Annotated in this window: 15 protein-coding genes; 6 read left to right on the plus strand and 9 right to left on the minus strand. The window is 72.5% G+C overall.

Annotated elements, in window-relative coordinates:
- The first annotated feature begins 339 nt into the window (after nt 1-339).
- A complete protein-coding gene (locus AB0K52_RS04185) occupies nt 340-2466 on the plus strand; it encodes an anthranilate synthase component I (RefSeq protein ID WP_363525883.1) in 2127 nt (708 codons plus the stop codon).
- A 78-nt stretch (nt 2467-2544) separates the two neighbouring features.
- Here AB0K52_RS04185 and AB0K52_RS04190 read toward each other — a convergent pair whose 3' ends face one another.
- Nucleotides 2545-3000, minus strand: a complete 456-nt coding sequence (locus tag AB0K52_RS04190) for a hypothetical protein (protein WP_363525886.1) — start codon at nt 2998-3000, stop codon at nt 2545-2547.
- A gap of 269 nt (nt 3001-3269) precedes the next feature.
- Between AB0K52_RS04190 and AB0K52_RS04195 the strand changes: the two genes are divergently transcribed.
- Nucleotides 3270-3845 carry a dihydrofolate reductase family protein gene (locus tag AB0K52_RS04195; protein WP_363525889.1) on the plus strand — a complete coding sequence of 192 codons (576 nt, stop codon included), beginning with the start codon at nt 3270-3272 and terminating at the stop codon, nt 3843-3845.
- 284 nt (nt 3846-4129) lie between these two features.
- On the opposite strand, the gene AB0K52_RS04200 is transcribed toward AB0K52_RS04195, so the two are convergent.
- Entirely contained in the window at nt 4130-4690 is a 561-nt protein-coding gene (locus AB0K52_RS04200) for a PepSY domain-containing protein (protein ID WP_363525892.1), read from the minus strand.
- Nucleotides 4691-4895: 205 nt separating this feature from the next.
- On the opposite strand from AB0K52_RS04200, the gene AB0K52_RS04205 reads away from it, so the two are divergent.
- From AB0K52_RS04205 to AB0K52_RS04220, 4 genes are all read left to right on the plus strand, one after another.
- A complete protein-coding gene (locus AB0K52_RS04205) occupies nt 4896-5579 on the plus strand; it encodes a response regulator transcription factor (RefSeq protein WP_363525895.1) in 684 nt (227 codons plus the stop codon).
- Between the two features lie 46 nt (nt 5580-5625).
- Nucleotides 5626-7191 carry a HAMP domain-containing sensor histidine kinase gene (locus AB0K52_RS04210; RefSeq protein WP_363526171.1) on the plus strand — a complete coding sequence of 522 codons (1566 nt, stop codon included), beginning with the start codon at nt 5626-5628 and terminating at the stop codon, nt 7189-7191.
- Between the two features lie 100 nt (nt 7192-7291).
- Complete coding sequence (locus AB0K52_RS04215) at nt 7292-8221, plus strand: 2-hydroxyacid dehydrogenase (protein WP_363525897.1); 930 nt, start codon at nt 7292-7294, stop codon at nt 8219-8221.
- 48 nt (nt 8222-8269) lie between these two features.
- Nucleotides 8270-8989, plus strand: coding sequence for a spermidine synthase (locus AB0K52_RS04220; RefSeq protein WP_363525900.1), 720 nt, complete (start codon nt 8270-8272; stop codon nt 8987-8989).
- Here the strand turns inward: AB0K52_RS04220 and AB0K52_RS04225 are convergent.
- The 7 genes from AB0K52_RS04225 to AB0K52_RS04255 all read right to left on the minus strand — a co-directional run bounded on the left by AB0K52_RS04225 (nt 8986) and on the right by AB0K52_RS04255 (nt 17897).
- Nucleotides 8986-9345 carry a tRNA-binding protein gene (locus AB0K52_RS04225; protein WP_363525902.1) on the minus strand — a complete coding sequence of 120 codons (360 nt, stop codon included), beginning with the start codon at nt 9343-9345 and terminating at the stop codon, nt 8986-8988. The genes AB0K52_RS04220 and AB0K52_RS04225 overlap by 4 nt on opposite strands.
- 15 nt (nt 9346-9360) lie before the next feature.
- Nucleotides 9361-10407, minus strand: a complete 1047-nt coding sequence (alc, locus tag AB0K52_RS04230; protein WP_363525905.1) for an allantoicase — start codon at nt 10405-10407, stop codon at nt 9361-9363.
- Nucleotides 10404-11852 carry an amidohydrolase family protein gene (locus AB0K52_RS04235; RefSeq protein ID WP_363525908.1) on the minus strand — a complete coding sequence of 483 codons (1449 nt, stop codon included), beginning with the start codon at nt 11850-11852 and terminating at the stop codon, nt 10404-10406. The genes alc and AB0K52_RS04235 overlap by 4 nt, the downstream gene beginning before the upstream one ends.
- A gap of 774 nt (nt 11853-12626) precedes the next feature.
- Entirely contained in the window at nt 12627-13016 is a 390-nt protein-coding gene (locus AB0K52_RS04240) for a gamma-glutamylcyclotransferase (protein ID WP_363525911.1), read from the minus strand.
- A gap of 231 nt (nt 13017-13247) precedes the next feature.
- Nucleotides 13248-14267, minus strand: coding sequence for an XdhC/CoxI family protein (locus AB0K52_RS04245; RefSeq protein ID WP_363525913.1), 1020 nt, complete (start codon nt 14265-14267; stop codon nt 13248-13250).
- Nucleotides 14264-16543 carry a molybdopterin cofactor-binding domain-containing protein gene (locus AB0K52_RS04250; protein WP_363525916.1) on the minus strand — a complete coding sequence of 760 codons (2280 nt, stop codon included), beginning with the start codon at nt 16541-16543 and terminating at the stop codon, nt 14264-14266. Before AB0K52_RS04250 ends, AB0K52_RS04245 begins: the two co-directional genes overlap by 4 nt.
- Nucleotides 16536-17897: an 8-oxoguanine deaminase gene (locus AB0K52_RS04255; protein ID WP_363525919.1), complete on the minus strand. Its 1362-nt coding sequence runs from the start codon at nt 17895-17897 to the stop codon at nt 16536-16538. The genes AB0K52_RS04250 and AB0K52_RS04255 overlap by 8 nt, the downstream gene beginning before the upstream one ends.
- Nucleotides 17898-17920 lie beyond the last annotated feature (23 nt).

Raw genomic sequence — 17920 nt, forward strand, 5'->3', positions numbered from 1 at the left:
GGGCCTCGTCGCGGCGGCTGCCGCCCGACGGGGCCGGTTCTTCCGGAAGCTCGCCGGTGATGGCCGGGTCGACGCTGTTGTCAGCAAGTGTAGCGCCGCGCCCGCGGCGGCCCCGAGCGAATATGGGCGCGTCGCCGCAGCGCACCGGCGTCGGTCCCACTGGCTGGGCATGTAGTATTCGGCCTGTGAGAATCCACGCCCGCAACTGGTGGTGGCGTCGCTGAGGCGGCGTCCCTGCTTTTGCGTGCAAGCAGCAAGCGACCGTCTCGAAGGCGGTCGCTTCGTCGTATCCGGGGTCGGCCGCCTCGAGTCGGGACCTGAAACCCATGGAGAGGGCCGATGACCAAGTTCTTGACACCCGCCGGAGTGGCGGTCGAACGCACCGTCGCCGAGCTCGACGACCCCGACCTGACGCCGATCGTCGCGCAGGTCGAGACGCGCCGCGGCGGGGTGCTCTCGAGCGGCATGGAGTACCCGGGCCGGTATTCGCGCTACCACCTCGCTTACGTCGACCCGTCGCTCGAGGTCGTGGCGCGCGGCCGCGAGGTGACGGTGCGCCAGCTCAACGCCCGCGGGTTCCTCCTCGTCGACGTGCTCGCCGACGCGCTGGCCGCTTCGGGGGTCGGGGAGGTGACCAGGGACGACCGCGAGGTGCGCGTCCAGGTGCCCCAGCCGGCCGGGCGCGTCCCGGAGGAGCTGCGCTCGAAGCTGCCGACGGCGTTCTCGGCGCTGCGCGTGATCCTCGACGCGCTCAAATGCGACGACCCGTACCTGGGGCTGTGGGGCGCGTTCGGATACGACCTGGCCTATCAGTTCGAGCCGATCCCGTTCGCGAAGGACCGGCCCGCGGACGCCCGCGACCTGGTGCTGCACCTGGCGGACGAGATCTATGTGGTCGACCGCAAGCGCGAGACCGCGCAGGTGCGCCGGTACGACTTCTCGTTCGGCGGGCGCTCCACGAAGGGACTGCCGCGCGAGACCGAGTCGCTCGACTACGTGCGGGCCGCGTCGGTGCCGGAGGGGCCGGTGCCGGGCGTGTACGCCGACACGGTGCGCCGCGCCCGCGAGGAGTTCAAGGCGGGCAACCTCTTCGAGGTCGTGCCGGGCCATGAGATGTACGCCGAGTGCGATTCGCCGACGGCGTTCTACGAGCGGCTGCGGGTGGCGAACCCGGCGCCGTACGAGTTCCTGTTCAACCTGGGCGACCGCGAGTACCTGGTGGGCGCGTCGCCGGAGATGTTCGTGCGGGTCTCGGGCGACCGGGTGGAGACGTGCCCGATCTCGGGGACGATCGCGCGCGGGGACGACCCGCTGCACGACGCGGCGCAGATCAAGGCGCTCATCGGCTCCGCGAAGGAGGAGTCGGAGCTGACGATGTGCACCGACGTGGACCGCAACGACAAGGCCCGCGTGTGCGTGCCCGGTTCGGTGAAGGTGCTGGGGCGCAGGCAGATCGAGATGTACTCGCGGCTGATCCACACCGTGGACCACGTCGAGGGGCGGCTGCGGGAGGGCATGGACGCGCTGGACGCGTTCCTGACCCACATGTGGTCGGTGACGGTGACCGGCGCGCCGAAGACGTGGGCGATGCGGTTCATCGAGGAGCAGGAGACGACGCCGCGGCGCTGGTACGGCGGCGCGGTGGGCTTCGTCGGGTTCGACGGGTCGATGAACACCGGGCTGACGCTGCGGACGGCGCAGATCCGCGACGGCGTGGCCTGCGTGCGCGCGGGCGCGACGCTGCTGTACGACTCCGACCCGGACGCCGAAGAGGCCGAGACCCACTTGAAGGCGCGGGCGCTGCTGGAGACGGCGGCGGGCGGGATCGGGGCCGCGGCCGCGGTGCCTGAGCCGATCGAGGTCGCGGGCGGGCCCGCGGGCAACGGCCGCAAGGTGCTGCTGGTGGACCACGAGGACTCGTTCGTGAACACCCTCGGCGACTACTTCCGCCAGCACGGGTGCGAGGTGACGACGCTGCGATTCGGTTTCGACGCCGCGCAAGTCCTCGACGAGACCGCGCCCGACCTGGTGGTGCTCTCGCCCGGCCCGGGGCGGCCGCGCGACTTCGGCACGGCGGGCCTGCTCGACGAGATCGAGCGGCGGGGCCTGCCGGCGTTCGGGGTGTGCCTGGGGCTGCAGGCGATGGTGGAGCACGCGGGCGGTTCGCTCTCGCTGCTGGACCAGCCGAGCCACGGCAAGCCCGGGAACGTGAAGGTGACCGGCGGCGGCCTGTTCGACGGGCTGCCCGACGAGGTGACCGCGGCGCGCTACCACTCGCTGTACGCCACGCCCGACGAGGTGAAGGGCGATTTCGCGCCGACCGCGGCGATCGACGAGGTCGTCATGGCGATCGAGGCGCCCGGGAAGCGCTGGTTCGGGGTGCAGTTCCACCCCGAGTCGATCCTGACGGCCGCGGGCGCGCACGGGCACCGGATCATCGGGAACGTGCTGCGGCTGACCGCGTGAGGCTCGCGCACTGACGTGAAGGGCCGGGGAGCGCGATGGCGCTCCCCGGCCCTTTCGCGGTGCGGGCGTTCGGAAGGGCTACGAGGTGTATTCCCATTCGCTGACGCAGGACCAGGCGCTGTAGCCCCAGGCGCCGTTCCAGTAGACCTCCATCCAGTAGTCGCTGGTGAGGCCGCAGGCGCTGTACTCGCCGCCGGCGCCGCGCTCGCACGAGACGGGGACCCAGGTGCCGGCCGGGATGACCTCGAGGATCGTGGCGCCGACCTCGGCGAGGCGGCGGTGGTTGACGCCCTCGGCGAAGCGGGCCCGGCAGGTCCGCTGCTCGACGGCGGTGTCCGGGACTTCGCCGTCGACCGTGGCGGCGCTCTCGATCCGCGATTTCACGGGCGTCGGCGCGTCGATGGGCCCGGGCGGGCGGACCGCGGCGGCCGGCGACGCGGCGGAGAGCGACAGCGCGAACGCGGCCGCAATGACGCCGATGGCAGTGAAGAACTTCTTCATTACCAGGATCACCCCTTTGGTGAACTTGCTCATGATCACGTCTTATGACGTGATCTCAACCTAATTACGATGAAGAGCGCTTTAGTACCTAAAACGGGTAGTGTCGGAAAACTGACATAACCGCCGTCCGCGTCGCCTGGCCGGTGCCGGTGTTCGCGGGGTGCCGCGCCGGGCGGCGCCGCCCTCGCCCGACGGGCCTGCCGACGCTTCGACCGGCTTGGGCCGCAACGAGTCTCGTGACGACCGGGGTGTTCGAACGGGTTCGGCGGCGGAGCGTCGGCGGTCCGTGATTGGCTGTCGGGATGGCGAAAACCGTGTACAACACAGCGACCAGCATCGACGGCTTCCTCGCGGACCCGGAGAACTCGCTCGAATGGCTCTTCACCGTGCCGGGCGGTCACCCGGATGATGAGGGCGGCGACACCGACTCGCCGCTCGACGAGTTCGGCGAGTTCCTCGCCAGAGTCGGCGCGATCTGCATGGGCTCCACCACGTACGAGTGGATGCTCGAGCACGAGCACGTGGCCGAGCACCCGGACAAGTGGCCGTACGAGACGCCGGTATGGGTGTTCACGACCCGCGATCTCCCGGCGGTGCCGGGCAAGGACATCCGGTTCGTCTCCGGCGATGTGGCGAAGATCCACGCCGAGATGGCCGAGGTCGCGGGCGACGCGGACCGGTGGATCGTCGGCGGCGGCGACCTCGTCGGCCAGTTCTTCGACGCCGGCCTCCTCGACGAGATCCGCGCTTCGCTCGCGCCGGTCTTCCTCGGCGGCGGTGCGCCGCTCCTGCCGCGCCGCATCCTCTCGCACCACCTCGAGCTCACCGACGCGCGCAGCGTCGGCCAGTTCGCCTGCCTCACTTACCGAGTCAAGTAACGGCATTCGGGGGGAGGGCCCCTCCCCTCCCCCACCCCACCCACCCTGATGTGTGCAGAGCCGGGACCGGGTCGCCGGCATGATGCTCGGCTTCCGGTCGGACCGGCTCGCCTTCGGCCTGCGGATCCGCGTCGCGGATCGGCGGCGGCCTGCGGTCGCTTCGTGAGGGCGAAGGCGCGAGGCCGCTTTCGTTTCGGTCCGGCGGCCTCCGGTCGTGGAGGCCGACGCCCGGCCGAGCGCTTCTGCGACCGCCCGGCCCTCCCGGGCCGGGCGGTGCTGTTCAGTTAGTCGTTGTCGTCGTCCTGGTCGTCGTTGTCGTCGCGGTCGTCATCCGCGCCGTCGTCGTCGGCGTCGTTGTCGTCATCGCCGTCATCGTCGTTCGCGTCGTCGTCGGCGAAGACGTCGGTGACCGTGCCGTCGAAGGCGTCGACCGCGACGTCCCATTCGGCACCGTCGGCGTCCCGCACCTCGACGATCCAGACCGGGGTATCGACCGTGCCTTCGAGGTCGGTGTCGTAGACCTCGCCGGGGACCTCCGCGAGCGCGGCCTCGACGGCGGCGTCTTCGCCGATGGCGCCGTCCGGGAGGGCGAAGTCGTCGTCGTCCGCTCCGTTGTCGTCGTAGCGGTCGTCGTTGTCGTACCGGTCGTCCGCGGCCTGCCCGTTGCGGTCCTCCCGGTCGTCGAGGTCGTCGGCGGCGAAGGCCGCCGCGGTGCCGCCGCCGAGGAGGAGGACGCCCGCGGCGCCGGCGATCACGAAGGTGCGCTGGCGGCCGCGGAAGCGGCGGCGCTGCGGGGCCTCGGGCTGGCCGGGGATCGGGGCCTGGGTGTCGGTCGAAGCGATCATCTCGTGTCCTCTCGCTGGTGTGCTGATCTGATGTCGGCAACGATGCGCCCCCGAACCTGAAGCCAAGCTGAAGTCACCTGAAGCCGTCTTCAGGAAAGGGGTCATCAGCGCGCGGGTTCGAGTGTTCTGCCTGGCAGAGGCCGGTTCAACGTGTCCGCGAGCGACTTCAGGTTGGCTTCAGGTTCGCTGTGTCAAGCTTCGGGACATGCGATTGCTGATGGTGGAAGACGAGCAGCGGCTGGCCAAGATGGTCGCCGCCGGGCTGACGGCCGAGGGCTACGCCGTCGACCTCGCCCATGACGGCCGGACCGGCCTGTCGATGGCCCGCATCGGCGACTACGACGCGATCATCCTCGACATCATGCTGCCGGCCATGAACGGCTTCCAGGTCTGCGCCGCCCTCAGGCAGGAGGGGATCGCCACCCCGATCCTCATGCTCACCGCCAAGGACGGCGAGTACGACGAAGCCGAGGGCCTCGACACCGGCGCCGACGACTACCTCACGAAGCCGTTCTCCTTCGTGGTCCTCCAAGCGCGCCTGCGCGCGATGATGCGCCGCGGCCGTTCGGCCGCCGCCGCGCCCACCGTGTGGCGGTTCGGCGATCTCCTGGTCGACCCCGCGACCCGCTCCTGCCGCCGCGGCGACACGCGGATCGAGCTCACCGCCAAGGAGTTCTCCGTCCTGGAGTACCTGGCGAGCCGCGCCGGCGAGGTCGTGTCCAAGACCGAGATCCTGCACCACGTGTGGGACTTCGCCTTCGACGGCGACGTGAACATCGTGGAGGTCTACATCTCCAACCTGCGCCGCAAGATCGACGCGCCCTACCGGCGCACCTCCATCGCGACCGTCCGCGGGGCCGGCTACCGGTTGGCGGCCGACGGTGGATAGGACGAAGCGCGAAGAGCGCGCACTGCGCGCCGAGATGCGGCGGGCCATGCGCAAGGCCGAGGGAAAGAAGCCGTTCTGGCGGCCCGATTCGGTGCGGGCGCGCGCCACCCTGGGGGCGACCCTCGTGGTCGCGGTCGCGCTCGTCGCCGCCGGGGTCCTGGTCGTGGCGCTCCTGCGCGACAACCTCTTTGGTCGCGCCGAACTCACCGCGGAGGTCGGCGCCCGGTCCGTCGCCAGTCAGATCGCCTCGGGCACGGCGCCTTCGGCGGTCGAGCTGCCCGACGACGACGAACTCGTGCAGATCGTGGACGCGCACGGCGCCGTGGTCGCGGCCAGCGACGACCTCGCGGGCGTCGATGCGCTGGGCGACTTCGCACCCGAACCCGACCCCGTCGAGACCACCAGTGCCGCTGCGCCCGTCGAGACGACCGACGACGAGTCCGACGATGACAATGACGATGACGACGGCCAGGACGACGACGGCGACGACGGCGACTCCGACGACGACACCCCCGCCTCCGGCGACACCGCCGAGACGCCCGCGGCCGAGACGACGACCTCGGCCGCCGGCGGCGCCGTCGGATCGGCGATCGCCTTCGAGACCGTGACCGTCCCCGGCGAGGGCGAGCACTACCGGTTCGCCGCGCTCGCGGCCACCGCCCCGGACGGCGCGGAGTACAGCGTCTACTCCGGCACTTCCCTCGCCACCCAAGAGGAGGCGATCAACAGCGTGGAGGCAACCATGACCTGGGCGCTGGCGCCGCTGCTGCTCGTGGTCGCCGTGGTCACCTGGCTCGTGGTGCGGCGCGCCCTCAAACCGGTGCGGGCGATCCAGACGAAGCTCATCGAGATCACCGGCGGCGACCTGAGCCAGCGCGTGCCGGTGCCCGCGAGCCGCGACGAGATCCACAGCCTGGCGAGGACCACGAACATGACGTTGGCGGCGCTCGACGCGGCGGTGGCGCAGCAGCGGCGGTTCGTCGCCGACGCTTCGCATGAGCTGCGCAGCCCGCTCGCGATCCTGCGCACGCAGTTGGAGATCGCGCGTGAGCATCCGGAGCTGCTGGATCTGGATGCGACGCTGGGCGATGTGACGCGGTTGCAGGACCTGGCGACGGACCTGCTGCTGCTGGCGCGGCTGGACGCCGGGGAGCGTCCGCCGCATGTGGACGTGCCGTTCACGGAGCTGGTGCGGGAGGAGGTGGCGCGGCGGGCCGCGACGGACCGGGTGCCGGTGCGGCTGGAGGTCGAGGAGGACGTGACGGTGTGGGGTGTGCGCGGGCACCTGGCGCGGGCGGTCGGGAATCTGCTGGCGAACGCGCAGCGGCATGCGGAGGAGGGCGTGTCGGTGCGGTTGGCGGGTGTGGACGAGGCGTGGGTGCGGCTGGATGTCGCGGACGACGGCAACGGTGTGCCGCAGGGGCAGCGGCGGCGGATCTTCGACCGGTTCGTGCGGCTCGACGAGTCGCGGAGCCGTGACGAGGGCGGTGCGGGGCTGGGGTTGGCGATCGTGCAGGACGTGGTGTCGGAGCACCAGGGCCGGGTCTCGGTGCTCGATGCGCCGGAGGGCGGGGCGCTGTTCCGGTTGGAGCTGCGCCGCCATGGGTGGTGAGGGTTGAGGGGCGGCGTCGGTCGGGGCGTTCGGCTGTGACCGGTTCTCGCGTTCGGGTCGGCCTTGCCACGCGGCTGGCGGCGGTCCCTACGATGGCCGCATGAAAGCTTGGATCCCCCACGAGGCCGGGCTCGACCGGCTCGGTCCGGTGCCCGACGGCGTGGTCGTCGAGGTGTACGACGGCAGTGACTTCCCCTCCGACCCGGGAGGCGTCGAGTTCCTGGTGCCGCCCGCCGCGCCGAAGGCCACGCTGCCGGGCATGTCGTATTCGACGCCGCCGGTGCTGCGGGACATGCCGAATCTGAAAGTGGTGCAGCTGCTCAGCGCGGGCGTCGAGAACTGGGTGCCGCATGTGCCCGAAGGGGTGCTGCTGTGCAACAACCGCGGCGCGCACACGGAGGTGACGGCCGAGTGGGTGATGGCGGCGGCGCTGGCGTCGGTGCGGCGGTTGGACGTGTTCGCCCGCAACCAGTCCGAGGGCAGGTGGGAGGTGTCCTGGGGTACGACGCTGTCGGGGAAGACGGCGGTGATCCTGGGCGCGGGGTCGATCGGTGCGGCGGTGGCGCGGCGGTTCGAGGCCTCGGGCATGGAGGTGTCGATGGTGGCGCGGTCGGCGCGGCCGGGGGTCGGGACGCTCGCGGACCTGCCGGGGCTGCTGCCGGATGCGGATGTCGTGGTGGTCATGGTGCCGTTGACGCCGGAGACCGAGGGTCTGGTGGACGCGGCGTTCCTGGCGCGGATGCGGGACGGCGCGCTGCTGGTGAACGCGGCGCGCGGGAGGATCGTCGACACGGCCGCGTTGACGGCGGAGGTCGCTTCGGGGCGGCTGCGGTGCGCGCTCGACGTGACCGAGCCGGAGCCGCTGCCGGCCGACCACGAGCTGTGGGGCTTGGAGGGGGCGATCGTGACGCCGCATGTGGGCGGCGCGGTCCACGGGTTCATCGAGCGGGTGTATCCGCGGGTGGGGGACCAGATCCGGCGCTTCGCGGCGGGCGAGCCGCTCCTGAACGTGGTCGCCGACGGCTATTAGCGGGGTGGGGGTCGCCGCACGCTGGGCCTTTGATGGTTCGATGGTGCGGTGACGATGCGATTCGAGGAACTGGGCTGGCGTGATTCGCCGATGGGCGAGATCAGTCTGCGGCGGCGGTTCGACCCTGAGGTGCAGGCCGAGGTGTACGAGGTCAAGCTCGACGACGAGTTCCTGATGTCGAGCCTGTTCACCGTCGCGGAGCGGGAGCTCTCGCACCTCGGCCTCGCCCGGGTGGAGGCCGGCGGCGACCTCGACGTGATCGTGGGCGGGCTGGGCCTGGGCTACACGGCGCTCGCGGCCCTTGAGGATCCGCGGGTGCGCGAGCTCCAGGTGGTCGAGTACTCGGAGGCGGTCATCGACTGGCATGAGCGCGACCTCCTGCCCGACACGGTCGGGCTCGCGGCGGACGAGCGGGTGCGGCTGGTCTGCGCGGACTTCTTCGAGGCGGCGATGAGCGCCGAGGGGTTCGACCCGGAGCGGCCGGGCCGGCAGTATGACGCGATCCTGCTGGACATCGACCACTCCCCCAGTCGGTTCCTGCATTCGCCGCACGCGGCGTTCTACACCGCGGAGGGGCTGCGGGCGATGGCCGCGCACCTGAAGCCGGAGGGCGTGTTCGCGATCTGGTCGGACGACCCGCCCGCGCCGGAGTTCATGACCGTGCTGATGGGGGTCTTCGCCGGGGTGAAGGCGAAGCGGGTCTGGTTCGACAACCCCTATACGGGCGGGCGCTCGTCCAACACCGTGTACACGGCGATCCGGGCTTAGGCGATCCGGGCGCCGAGCGGGACGTCGGCGTCGGGGGCCAGCAGCACGACTTCGTCCGTGCCTTCGACGGGGACGCCGAGGACGAGCACCTCGGATTTGAAGCCCGCGATGCGCCGCGGCGGGAAGTTGGTCACGGCGGCCACCATGCGCCCCACTAGTTCCTCGGCGCTGTAGCGGGCGGTGATCTGGGCGCTCGACTGCTTGACGCCGTGGTCGCCGAAGTCGATCCAGAGCTTGTAGGCGGGGACGCGGGCCTTCGTGTTCGGCTCGGTCTTGACGACGCGTCCGGCGCGGATCTCGGTGCGGAAGAAGTCCTCGGCGGTGCTCTCGGTGGGTGAGGCTGCGGGTTCGGTCATGGCCGCAGGATAGCGCTACGGCTCCTCGAAGCGCCGCCGCATTGCCGCGAGCGCTTCGTCGGTGAGGCGGCCGTAGAGGCGCAGGCGGGCCATCCCGCCGTCGGGAAAGATGTTGAGCCGCACCGAGGTCGCGGGCCGGTCGTTGGGGAGGACGAAGCGGTGCGGGGTGTCGGGCTGGAGTCTGGTGCGGGGCAGGAGTTCGAAGGCGGCGTCGCCGTCGCGGGCTTCGATGGCGGCCCAGCCGGGGGCGTTGTGCTTGAGGTGGGTGGTGTCGAGTTCGGCGACGCGGATGACGCCGCGTCCGGCGAGGCGCACGTCGAGCCATTCGTGGCCGGGTTCGCGGCGGCGGGCGGTCTCCCAGCCGTCGGCCTGGCTCGCGGGCAGGCCGGGCATGATCGCGCCGACGGGGTTGGAGTAGAAGGCGTTCGAGGCGCCGGTGATGCCGGCGCCGTTGGCGAGCGCGGCGAGGTCGAGGGGGAGGTCGGCGAAGCCGGCCGGGTCGGGCACGGGGGTGCCGTGGACGCGGAGGCGGGCGATGCCGCCGTCGGGGTGCATGTTGAGGCGGACGTGGGTGCAGCGGCGGGTGTCGTTGACGGCGTATTCGTTCACGCTGTCGCCCTTGGCGTCTGACACGGGCAGGAGGGGGCGCCAGTCGGCGTCGAGGATCTCGGCGAGGCTGGGGTGGCCGTCGGCGCGGCAGGCGTCGACGGAGACGCGGGGCGGGTAGTTGCCGGTGAAGTAGGCGGTGTCGACGACGATGCCGGCGACGGTGCCGGGGACGCCGAGGCGCACGATCGCCCAGTCGTGCCCACCGCCGTCGCCAGGGGCGCTGTCGCGGCGGCGGCGGCGGGTCTCCCAGCCGTCGTAGAGCTGTCCCTTGTGGCCGAAAGTGCGCGGCTGGTGGAGGACGGGGTAGGGGCGGATGAGGTTCTCCTTCTCGGCGAAGGAGTCGTCGTTGGCGGCGAGCACGGCGCCGCCGAGGGCGCGGGCGGCGAGGTCGGGCAGTGCCCGCCAGTCGTCCGTGCTCGCGGCGTAGGGGGGTTCGGGCTGGAGGCCGTTCATCGGGGGCTCCTTCGCAGTCGGCGGCCGCGCGGGGCCGCTTCGGTGTCGACGGGTGCGCCGCGCAGCCAGGTCGAGACGACCTTGCCGGTGAGGGTCGCGCCGTCGTACGGGGTCACGGGGTGGCGGTGGAGGAGGTCGGCGGCGCGGACGGTCCACGCGTGCTCGGGGTCGAAGGCGACGAGGTCGGCGTCGGCACCGGTCTGGATGCGGCCCTTGCGTTCGAGGCCGACGAGGTCGGCGGGGCCGGTGCTCATCCAGCGGGCGAGGTCGGCGGGCGCGAGGCCGCGCCCGTGCGCCTCGGTCCACATCACCGGGAGCCCGAGCTGGAGGGAGGCGATGCCGCCCCAGGCGGTGGCGAAGTCGCCGGTCTTCATGCCGGGCGGGCTGGGCGAGTGGTCGGAGACGACGATGTCGATGCGGCCGTTGAGGAGTCCTTCCCAGAGGGCTTCGCGGTTCGCCTCGCCGCGGATCGGCGGGCAGCATTTGAAGGCGGTCGCGCCGGCGGGGACGCGTTCGGCGGCGAGGGTGAGGTAGTGCGGGCAGGTCTCGGCGGTGATGCGGACGCCGTCGCGTCTGGCGGCGGCGATGTCGGCGAGAGCTTCGGCGGCGGCGAGGTGGAGGATGTGGACGCGCGCGCCGGTGGCGCGGGCCGCGGCGATGACCTCGCGGATCGCGCTGGTCTCGGCTTCGGGCGGCCGGGTGGCGAGGAACCGGTCGAAGTCCCCCTTCGGCGATGCTTGCAGGCCGTCGATGTGCGCTCTCGGCGACGCTTGCGAGTCCTCAATGTGCGCTCTCGGCGAAGCTTGCGAGCCGTCAATTTGCGCTGTCGGCGGAGTGTCGTGGAGGTGGGCGGGATCTTCGGCGTGGACGAGGAGGAGTGCGCCGAGGGCGGCGACCGTGGCGCAGGCGCGGTGGAGCCCGGCGGCGTCGAGCGGCGGGAACTCGTCGACTCCTGAAGGGGCCGTGAAGCATTTGAAGCCGAAGACCCCGGCGTCGTGGAGGGCCTTGCGGTCGGGGTCGTTCCCGGGAACCGCGCCGCCCCAAAAGCCGGTGTCGACCCAGAGCTGGTCTTCGGCGGCGGCGCGCTTGGCGGCGAGGGCCGCGGTGTCGACGGTGGGCGGGAGGCTGTTGAGGGGCATGTCGACGATGGTGGTGACCCCGCCCGCGGCGGCGGCGCGGGTGGCGGTGGCGAACCCCTCCCATTCGGTGCGGCCGGGTTCGTTGACGTGCACATGGGTGTCGACGAGTCCGGGCATGAGCACGAGGTCGCCGAGGTCCTCGGTGCGGTGCGCGGGGATCGGTTCGTCGTAGCCGCCGATGACCGCGATGCGCTCGCCCGCCACGGCGACGGCGGCGGGCCGCTCACCGTCGGGAAGCACGGTCCGGCGGGAGCGGAGCACCAGGTCGTAGATGACGGGAGCGGCAATGTCGTACGGGTCGGTCATCATGGTGACTCCAGGTGATCGAGCAATTACAAGAGAGGAGGAAAGTGCGGCGGTGCTCGCACGGCAAGCGCGGTTCGGGCGAAACCGGCGCGGCGACCGAGTTCCGGTAGACCCCGGCCTGAGGCGCTGCTGGCACGCGGGCCGCCGCGGGCGCGAGGCGGTCGCCGAACCGCTGCGGCGCAACGCCGACGCGCGGGCGAGCCTCGGACAGGGCCTTGCGGCCGACCGAGCGGCCGGTGGCGGGACGGCGGCTGGCGGCTCGGATCCGAGGCGCGGCAAAGCCTTGCGGCCGACCGATTCGTTCCCGCGGCGCGAGGGCGACCGGAGGCCAGGTTCCGAGGCGCTGCCGACAGTGCGGGCCACTGCGGGCGAGAGCCGGTGCCGAACCGCTGCGGCGCAATGCGGCCGAGCGGGCGGGCGTCAGACAGGGCCTTGCGGCAGGCGGAGGGGTTCCTGTGGCCGCGCGGCGGCTGGCGGCCAGGTCCCGAGGCGCTTCCGAAGGTGCGGACCCCTGCGGGCGTGCAGCGGACGCCGAACCGCTGCGGCGCAAGGCCGCCGCGGGGCGGGCCTCGGGCAGGGCCTCGCGGCCGACTGGGGGGTTCCTGTGGCAGGGCGGCGTCCCCGGTTCTGAGGCGCTTCCGATGGTGCGGACCTCTGCGGGCGCACAGCGGCCGCCGAAGCAATGCGACGCAATGCAGCCGCGCGGGCGGACCACAGGCAGGGCCTTGGGGCCGACCGAGGGGCCGGTGGCAGGGCGCTGGCGCGGCTGGTGCATCAGGCCTCGGCTTTCGTGGCGCGGTAGGCGCGCCAGGAGCCGTGGGCGGTGATGTCGATGAGCTCTGGGAGGGCGGCGCAGTCGTCGCGCAGCCGCATGCCGAGCGCTTCGGCGCCGTCGGCCATGCCGACGACGCCGAGTTCGAGGTCGGCCGGTTCGGCCGGCAGGAGGGAGGTGCGCAGGACGGCGAGGTCGATGTCATAGAGCTCGCCTTCGATCGCCGCGCCTTCGCCCTCGGGCGCGAGCTGGAGGGCCGGATGGTCGTCGCCGACCGAGTGCAGGCGGTAGATCGGCAGCGTCGTGGCCGGGCCGACGAAGGGCGCGCCGCCGATGAGGTGGTGGAGGTTGCCGCCTTTCATGCCGCCTCCGTTGAGGAACATGTGGACCATCGGTGACTCCTTCGGTGTCGGTGCTGGTGGCCGTGTCAGTGGCGGTGAGTGTCGGTGGCGGTCCAGCCGTGGAAGACGCTTCCGGGGCCGGTGTGGTTCGGGCCGCGGCCGCCGACCCGGGTCTCGCTGGGGCCGTCGCAGTTCGCTTGCCGTCGGTTCGGCTCGATCGAGCGGTTGCCTCGATTCGGTTCGTGGCCGCGCCGCCGACGCTCGGCGGTGCAGCCGCCCCGATCAGTGGTGGATCGGGCCCTTCGCCTCCTTGAGGAAGCCGGCGCGGGCGTCGTTTCGGACGGCCACGATTTCGGCGACGATCGACAGAGCGGTCTCTTCGGCGGTGCGGCCGTTGAGGTCGAGGCCGATCGGGGCGCGGAGGCGGGCGAGGGCGTCCTCGCCGACACCGGCTTCGCGGAGCCGGTCGAGGCGGTCGCGGTGGGTGGCGCGCGAGCCGAGGGCGCCGATGTACCCGGCGCCGGAGACGAGCGCGCGTTCCAGCAGCGGCAGGTCGAACTTCTCGTCATGGGTGAGGACCACGATCGCCGTCCTCGCGTCCACCGCGATGCCCTCGAAGTGCCGGTGCGGCCACTCCACGACGAGCGCATCGGCATCGGGGAAGCGGATCTCGGTGGCGAACACCGGCCTCGCGTCGCACACGGTGACCCGGAAGCCGACGCTCCGCGCGATCCGCACGATCGGCGCCGCGAAGTCGACCGCGCCGTAGATGAACAGGTCCGGAGGCGGCGTGTAGACCTCGACCGCGAAGCGGCCCACCCGGCCCGAGGTCGCGGGCAGGTCGACCGCGCCGAGTTCGAGCGGACCGGTGAACCCGTCGGCGCTGATCGCGACCGCGGCGCCGAGGTCGGGGCCGTCCACGGCGCGCACGAGCGAGACCGCCTCGCCCGCCAGGATCGCGTCGAGGGCGGCGGCGATCGCGGTGTCCCCCGGTTCGACCCTGACCGAGAGCACGTCCATCGAGCCCTCGCAGGTGATGCCCAGGAAGAACCGCTCCTCCTCGGTGGATCCGAACGAGTCCGTCACGGCCGCACCGGTCTCGAGGACCTCCTGGCAGCGCGTGTACACGGCGGCCTCGACGCAGCCGCCCGAGACGCCGCCCACCGCGGTCCCCTCGCCGTCGACCGCGAGCGCGGTGCCCAGCGGGCGCGGCGAGGAGCCGGTCGTGCCGACGACGGAGGCGAGCGCGAACGGCTTCCCGTCCCGCATCCAGGCGCGGAGTGTCGCGGCGATGTCCCTCATGGCTGCCTCCCGAGGTGGGCGGTCAGGTGCTCGGGCCTGACCGGGATCTGGGTGAGCGGTAGGCCGGTCGCGTCGCGGATCGCGGCGACGATCGCGGGCGTGGAGGAGAGCGTGGGCGGCTCGCCCGCCCCGCGGAGTCCGTAGGGCGCTTCGGGATCGGCGTTCTCGACGATGCGCAGCCGCATGCGCGGCATGTCGAGGATCGTGGGGATGAGGTAGTCGGTGAAGGAGGCGTTCATGACGCGCCCGTCCCGGGTGATCATCTCCTCCATGACCGCGAGGCCGAGGCCCTGCGCGGAGCCGCCGTGGATCTGGCCTTCGAGCGCGACCGGGTTCATGATCTTCCCGACGTCCTGCACGCACGTCAGGTCGACGACCTTCACGAGCCCGAGCTCCACGTCGACGTCCACAGTGGCGCGGTGGACGCAGAGGGCGAGCTGGACATGCGATTCGCCTTGGCCGGTGACGGGGTCCATGGGCTTCGTGACGCGGTGGCGGAAGACGCGGGTCGCCTCGATCGGGCCGTCCGCGAGGTCGCGGTCCCGCCAGCGTTCGCGCACGGCCTCGCACGCGGCCTTCACCGCGCCGCCGGTCATGTACGACTGGCGCGACGCCGACGAGGACCCGGCCGAGCCGGCCTTCGTGTCGTTGGGCAGCAGCTCGACCCGGTCGACGCCGAGCTCGGTGCGGGCGATCTGCGCCTGCAGGCTCCAATGCCCCTGCCCCACTTCGGCGGCGGCGGTGTGCACATAAGCGACCGTCTCGCCGTCGACGAGTTCGAGGCGGACGCGCGCGGTCGAGTAGTCGTCGAACCCTTCGGAGTAGCAGACGTTCTTGAGGCCGACGCCGTAGCCGACGCCGCGCCGCACGCCCTCGCCGTGCGTCGTGTTGCCGGTGCCGCCCGGCAGATCGACGATGTCGCGGCCGACCGGCACCGGCGGGACCGGGATGTCCTTGACGCGGCCGAGCATGTCGGCGAGCGGCGAGAACGGCCGCCCGCGGTCGGCCCGGCCCGGGTCGTACGCGTCGACGACCTGCCCGGTGATGAGCTTGGAGCCCTGGGCGACCGCGTTGCGGCGCCGGAACTCGAGCGGGTCCAGGCCGAGCGCCTCGGCCAGCGCGTCCATCTGCGACTCGTAGGCGAAGCAGGTCTGGACGCCGCCGAACCCGCGCATCGCCCCGCACGGCGGGTTGTTCGTGCGCGCGCCCCAGGCGTCCACGGTCACGTGCTCGACCTCGTAGGGCCCCACCGCGAGTGACGCGGCGTTGCCGACCACGGCCTCGGTCGTCGAGGCGTAGGCGCCGCCGTCGAGCACGATGCGGGCCTTCACGTAGAGGAGCTTCCCGTCGGCGTCGGCGGCGTGCTCGTAGCGCATCCGCGCCGGGTGGCGGTGCACGTGGCCGACGAAGGACTCGGCGCGGTCGTACATCATCTTGACCGCGCGGCCGGTCGCCAGTGCGAGCATCGCCATGTGCACTTGCACGGAGAGGTCTTCGCGGGCGCCGAACGCGCCGCCGATGCCGGCGATCGCCATGTGGATGCGGTCGGGTTCGATGCCGAGGCAGGGCGCGAGCTGCTCGAGGTCGGCGTGGACCCATTGGGTCGCGACGTACAGTTCGACGCCGCCGTCGAGGGCGGGCACGGCGATCCCGGATTCGGGGCCGAGCGGGGCCTGGTCCTGCATGCCGACGACGTATTCGCGGGTGACGACGGCGGCGGGTTCCTGCGCGTCGGGGTCGCCGAGGCGCACCGGCTGGTACCGGAAGTAGTCGCCCGCTTCGACGGCGGCCTCGGGGTCGCAGCGGGGTTCGAGGACCTCGTAGTCGACGGTGACGGCCGCGGCGGCGAGGCGGGCGAGGTCGAGGGTGTCGGCGGCGATGATCGCGACCGGTTCGCCCTGGTAGTTGACCTCGTCGAGGGCGAGCACGGGCTGGTCGGCCTCGATGAGCCCGTAGTGGCGTTTCCCGGGGACGTCGGCGGCGGTGAGGACGGCGGCGACGCCGGGCATCGCGAGGGCGGCGGCCGGGTCGACGGCGCGGATGCGGGCGCGGGGGTGGGGGCTGCGGAGGGTGTGGCCCCAGAGCATGCCGGGGAATTCGAGGTCGGAGGCGTAGTCGAAGGCGCCGTTGGCCTTCGCTTCGGCGTCGGGGCGGGTGGGGCTGGACCCGACGCCTCCGGGGCGTGGGGTCCCGACCCCGCCGGCTGCCCTTGTCGGCGGGGTCGGAGTCGTTGCCGCAGCCGGTGCGGGGGCGTGGGTGTTCGCGGGTTCAGGCATCGCGGGCCTCCCGGAGGTTTGCGCTGGCGGCGGCGAGGTCGCGGGCGAGTTCGGTCGTGTCGGCGGTGCGGAGTTCGCCGCGTTCGACGACGGGGCGGCCGGCGACGGTGAGGAGCCGCAGGGGCGCGGGCGGGCCGAGGACGAGGGCGGCGACGGGGTCGGCGATGCCGGCGTGGCCGAGGCCGGTGAGGTCCCAGAGGGCGATGTCGGCCTGCTTGCCGGTCTCGAGGGAGCCGATCTCGGCGTCGCGGCCGAGGACGCGGGCGCCGCCGATGGTGCCGAGGCGCAGGGCGGTGCGGGCGTCCATGGCGTGGGGGCCTTTGAGCTGCCTGGCGGTGTAGACGGCTTGGCGCAGTTCTTCGCCGAGGTGCCCGGCCTCTTGGCTGGCGGCGCCGTCGACGCCGAGGCCGACGGGGATGCCGGCGTCGAGCATGGCGGGGACGTCGGCGAGGCCGGTGCCCAAGCGGGCGTTGGAGGAGGGGCAGTGGGCGACGCCGGTGCCGGCGGCGCCGAGGCGGCGCTGGGCGCCGGGTGAGAGGTGGACGGCGTGGGCGAGCCAGGCGTCGGCCTCGATCCAGCCGACCTTGTCCATGTACTCGACGGGGTCGCAGCCGTGGACTCGGGCGCAGAACTCGGCTTCGTCGAGGGTCTCGCACAGGTGGGTGTGGAGGCGGACGCGCTTGTCGCGGGCGAGTGCGGCGGATTCGCGCAGGAGGTCGGTGGAGACGGAGAACGGGGAGCAGGGGGCGACGGCGATGCGGAGTGTCGAGCCGGGGGCGGGGTCGTGGTGGCGGTCGACGGCTTCGGCGGTGGCGGCGAGGGCGGCGTCGATGTCTTCGACGAGGTGGTCGGGCGGGAGGCCGCCGTCGCTGACGCCGCGGTCCATGGAGCCGCGGGCGAGGTGGAGGCGCAGGCCGATGCGCCGGGCGGCTTCGATCTGGGCTTCGACGAGGTCGGCGGCGTGGCCGTTCGGGTAGATGTAGTGGTGGTCGGCGGCGGTGGTGCAGCCGGAGAGGGCGAGCCAGGCGAGGCCGGCGGTGTTGGCGGAGGCGACGTGCGCGGGGCCGATCCGGGCCCACACGGGGTAGAGGTCGACGAGCCATTCGAAGAGGGTGTGGTCGGTGGCGTATCCGCGGGTGGCCCACTGGTAGAGGTGGTGGTGGGTGTTGACGAGGCCGGGCGTGGCGAGGCAGCCGGCGCCGTCGATCACCTGGGCGCCTTCGACGCGCGGGGCCGGGCCCGCGCCGACGGCGGTGATGACGCCGTTCTCGGCGACGATGTGGCCGTGCCGGTGTTCGGTCCCGGCGGCGTCGACCGCGGCGATCGCGGCGTGCTCGATGACGAGGGTGCTCATGGCGCGTCCTCCCTGGAGTCGGT

Source organism: Glycomyces sp. NPDC049804 (assembly GCF_040674615.1).
GTDB lineage: Bacteria > Actinomycetota > Actinomycetes > Mycobacteriales > Micromonosporaceae > Glycomyces > Glycomyces niveus.

What these genes read in the sequence shown, in the direction of transcription:
- AB0K52_RS04195 (WP_363525889.1), top strand. Translation starts at nt 3,270, where the DNA reads ATGGCGAAAACCGTGTACAACACAGCGACCAGCATCGACGGCTTCCTC.
- AB0K52_RS04200 (WP_363525892.1), bottom strand. Translation starts at nt 4,690, where the DNA reads ATGATCGCTTCGACCGACACCCAGGCCCCGATCCCCGGCCAGCCCGAG.
- AB0K52_RS04215 (WP_363525897.1), top strand. Translation starts at nt 7,292, where the DNA reads ATGAAAGCTTGGATCCCCCACGAGGCCGGGCTCGACCGGCTCGGTCCG.
- AB0K52_RS04190 (WP_363525886.1), bottom strand. Translation starts at nt 3,000, where the DNA reads ATGAGCAAGTTCACCAAAGGGGTGATCCTGGTAATGAAGAAGTTCTTC.
- AB0K52_RS04205 (WP_363525895.1), top strand. Translation starts at nt 4,896, where the DNA reads ATGCGATTGCTGATGGTGGAAGACGAGCAGCGGCTGGCCAAGATGGTC.
- AB0K52_RS04225 (WP_363525902.1), bottom strand. Translation starts at nt 9,345, where the DNA reads ATGACCGAACCCGCAGCCTCACCCACCGAGAGCACCGCCGAGGACTTC.
- AB0K52_RS04235 (WP_363525908.1), bottom strand. Translation starts at nt 11,852, where the DNA reads ATGACCGACCCGTACGACATTGCCGCTCCCGTCATCTACGACCTGGTG.
- AB0K52_RS04245 (WP_363525913.1), bottom strand. Translation starts at nt 14,267, where the DNA reads ATGAGGGACATCGCCGCGACACTCCGCGCCTGGATGCGGGACGGGAAG.
- AB0K52_RS04210 (WP_363526171.1), top strand. Translation starts at nt 5,626, where the DNA reads ATGCGCAAGGCCGAGGGAAAGAAGCCGTTCTGGCGGCCCGATTCGGTG.
- AB0K52_RS04240 (WP_363525911.1), bottom strand. Translation starts at nt 13,016, where the DNA reads ATGGTCCACATGTTCCTCAACGGAGGCGGCATGAAAGGCGGCAACCTC.
- AB0K52_RS04250 (WP_363525916.1), bottom strand. Translation starts at nt 16,543, where the DNA reads ATGCCTGAACCCGCGAACACCCACGCCCCCGCACCGGCTGCGGCAACG.
- AB0K52_RS04185 (WP_363525883.1), top strand. Translation starts at nt 340, where the DNA reads ATGACCAAGTTCTTGACACCCGCCGGAGTGGCGGTCGAACGCACCGTC.
- AB0K52_RS04255 (WP_363525919.1), bottom strand. Translation starts at nt 17,897, where the DNA reads ATGAGCACCCTCGTCATCGAGCACGCCGCGATCGCCGCGGTCGACGCC.
- alc (WP_363525905.1), bottom strand. Translation starts at nt 10,407, where the DNA reads ATGAACGGCCTCCAGCCCGAACCCCCCTACGCCGCGAGCACGGACGAC.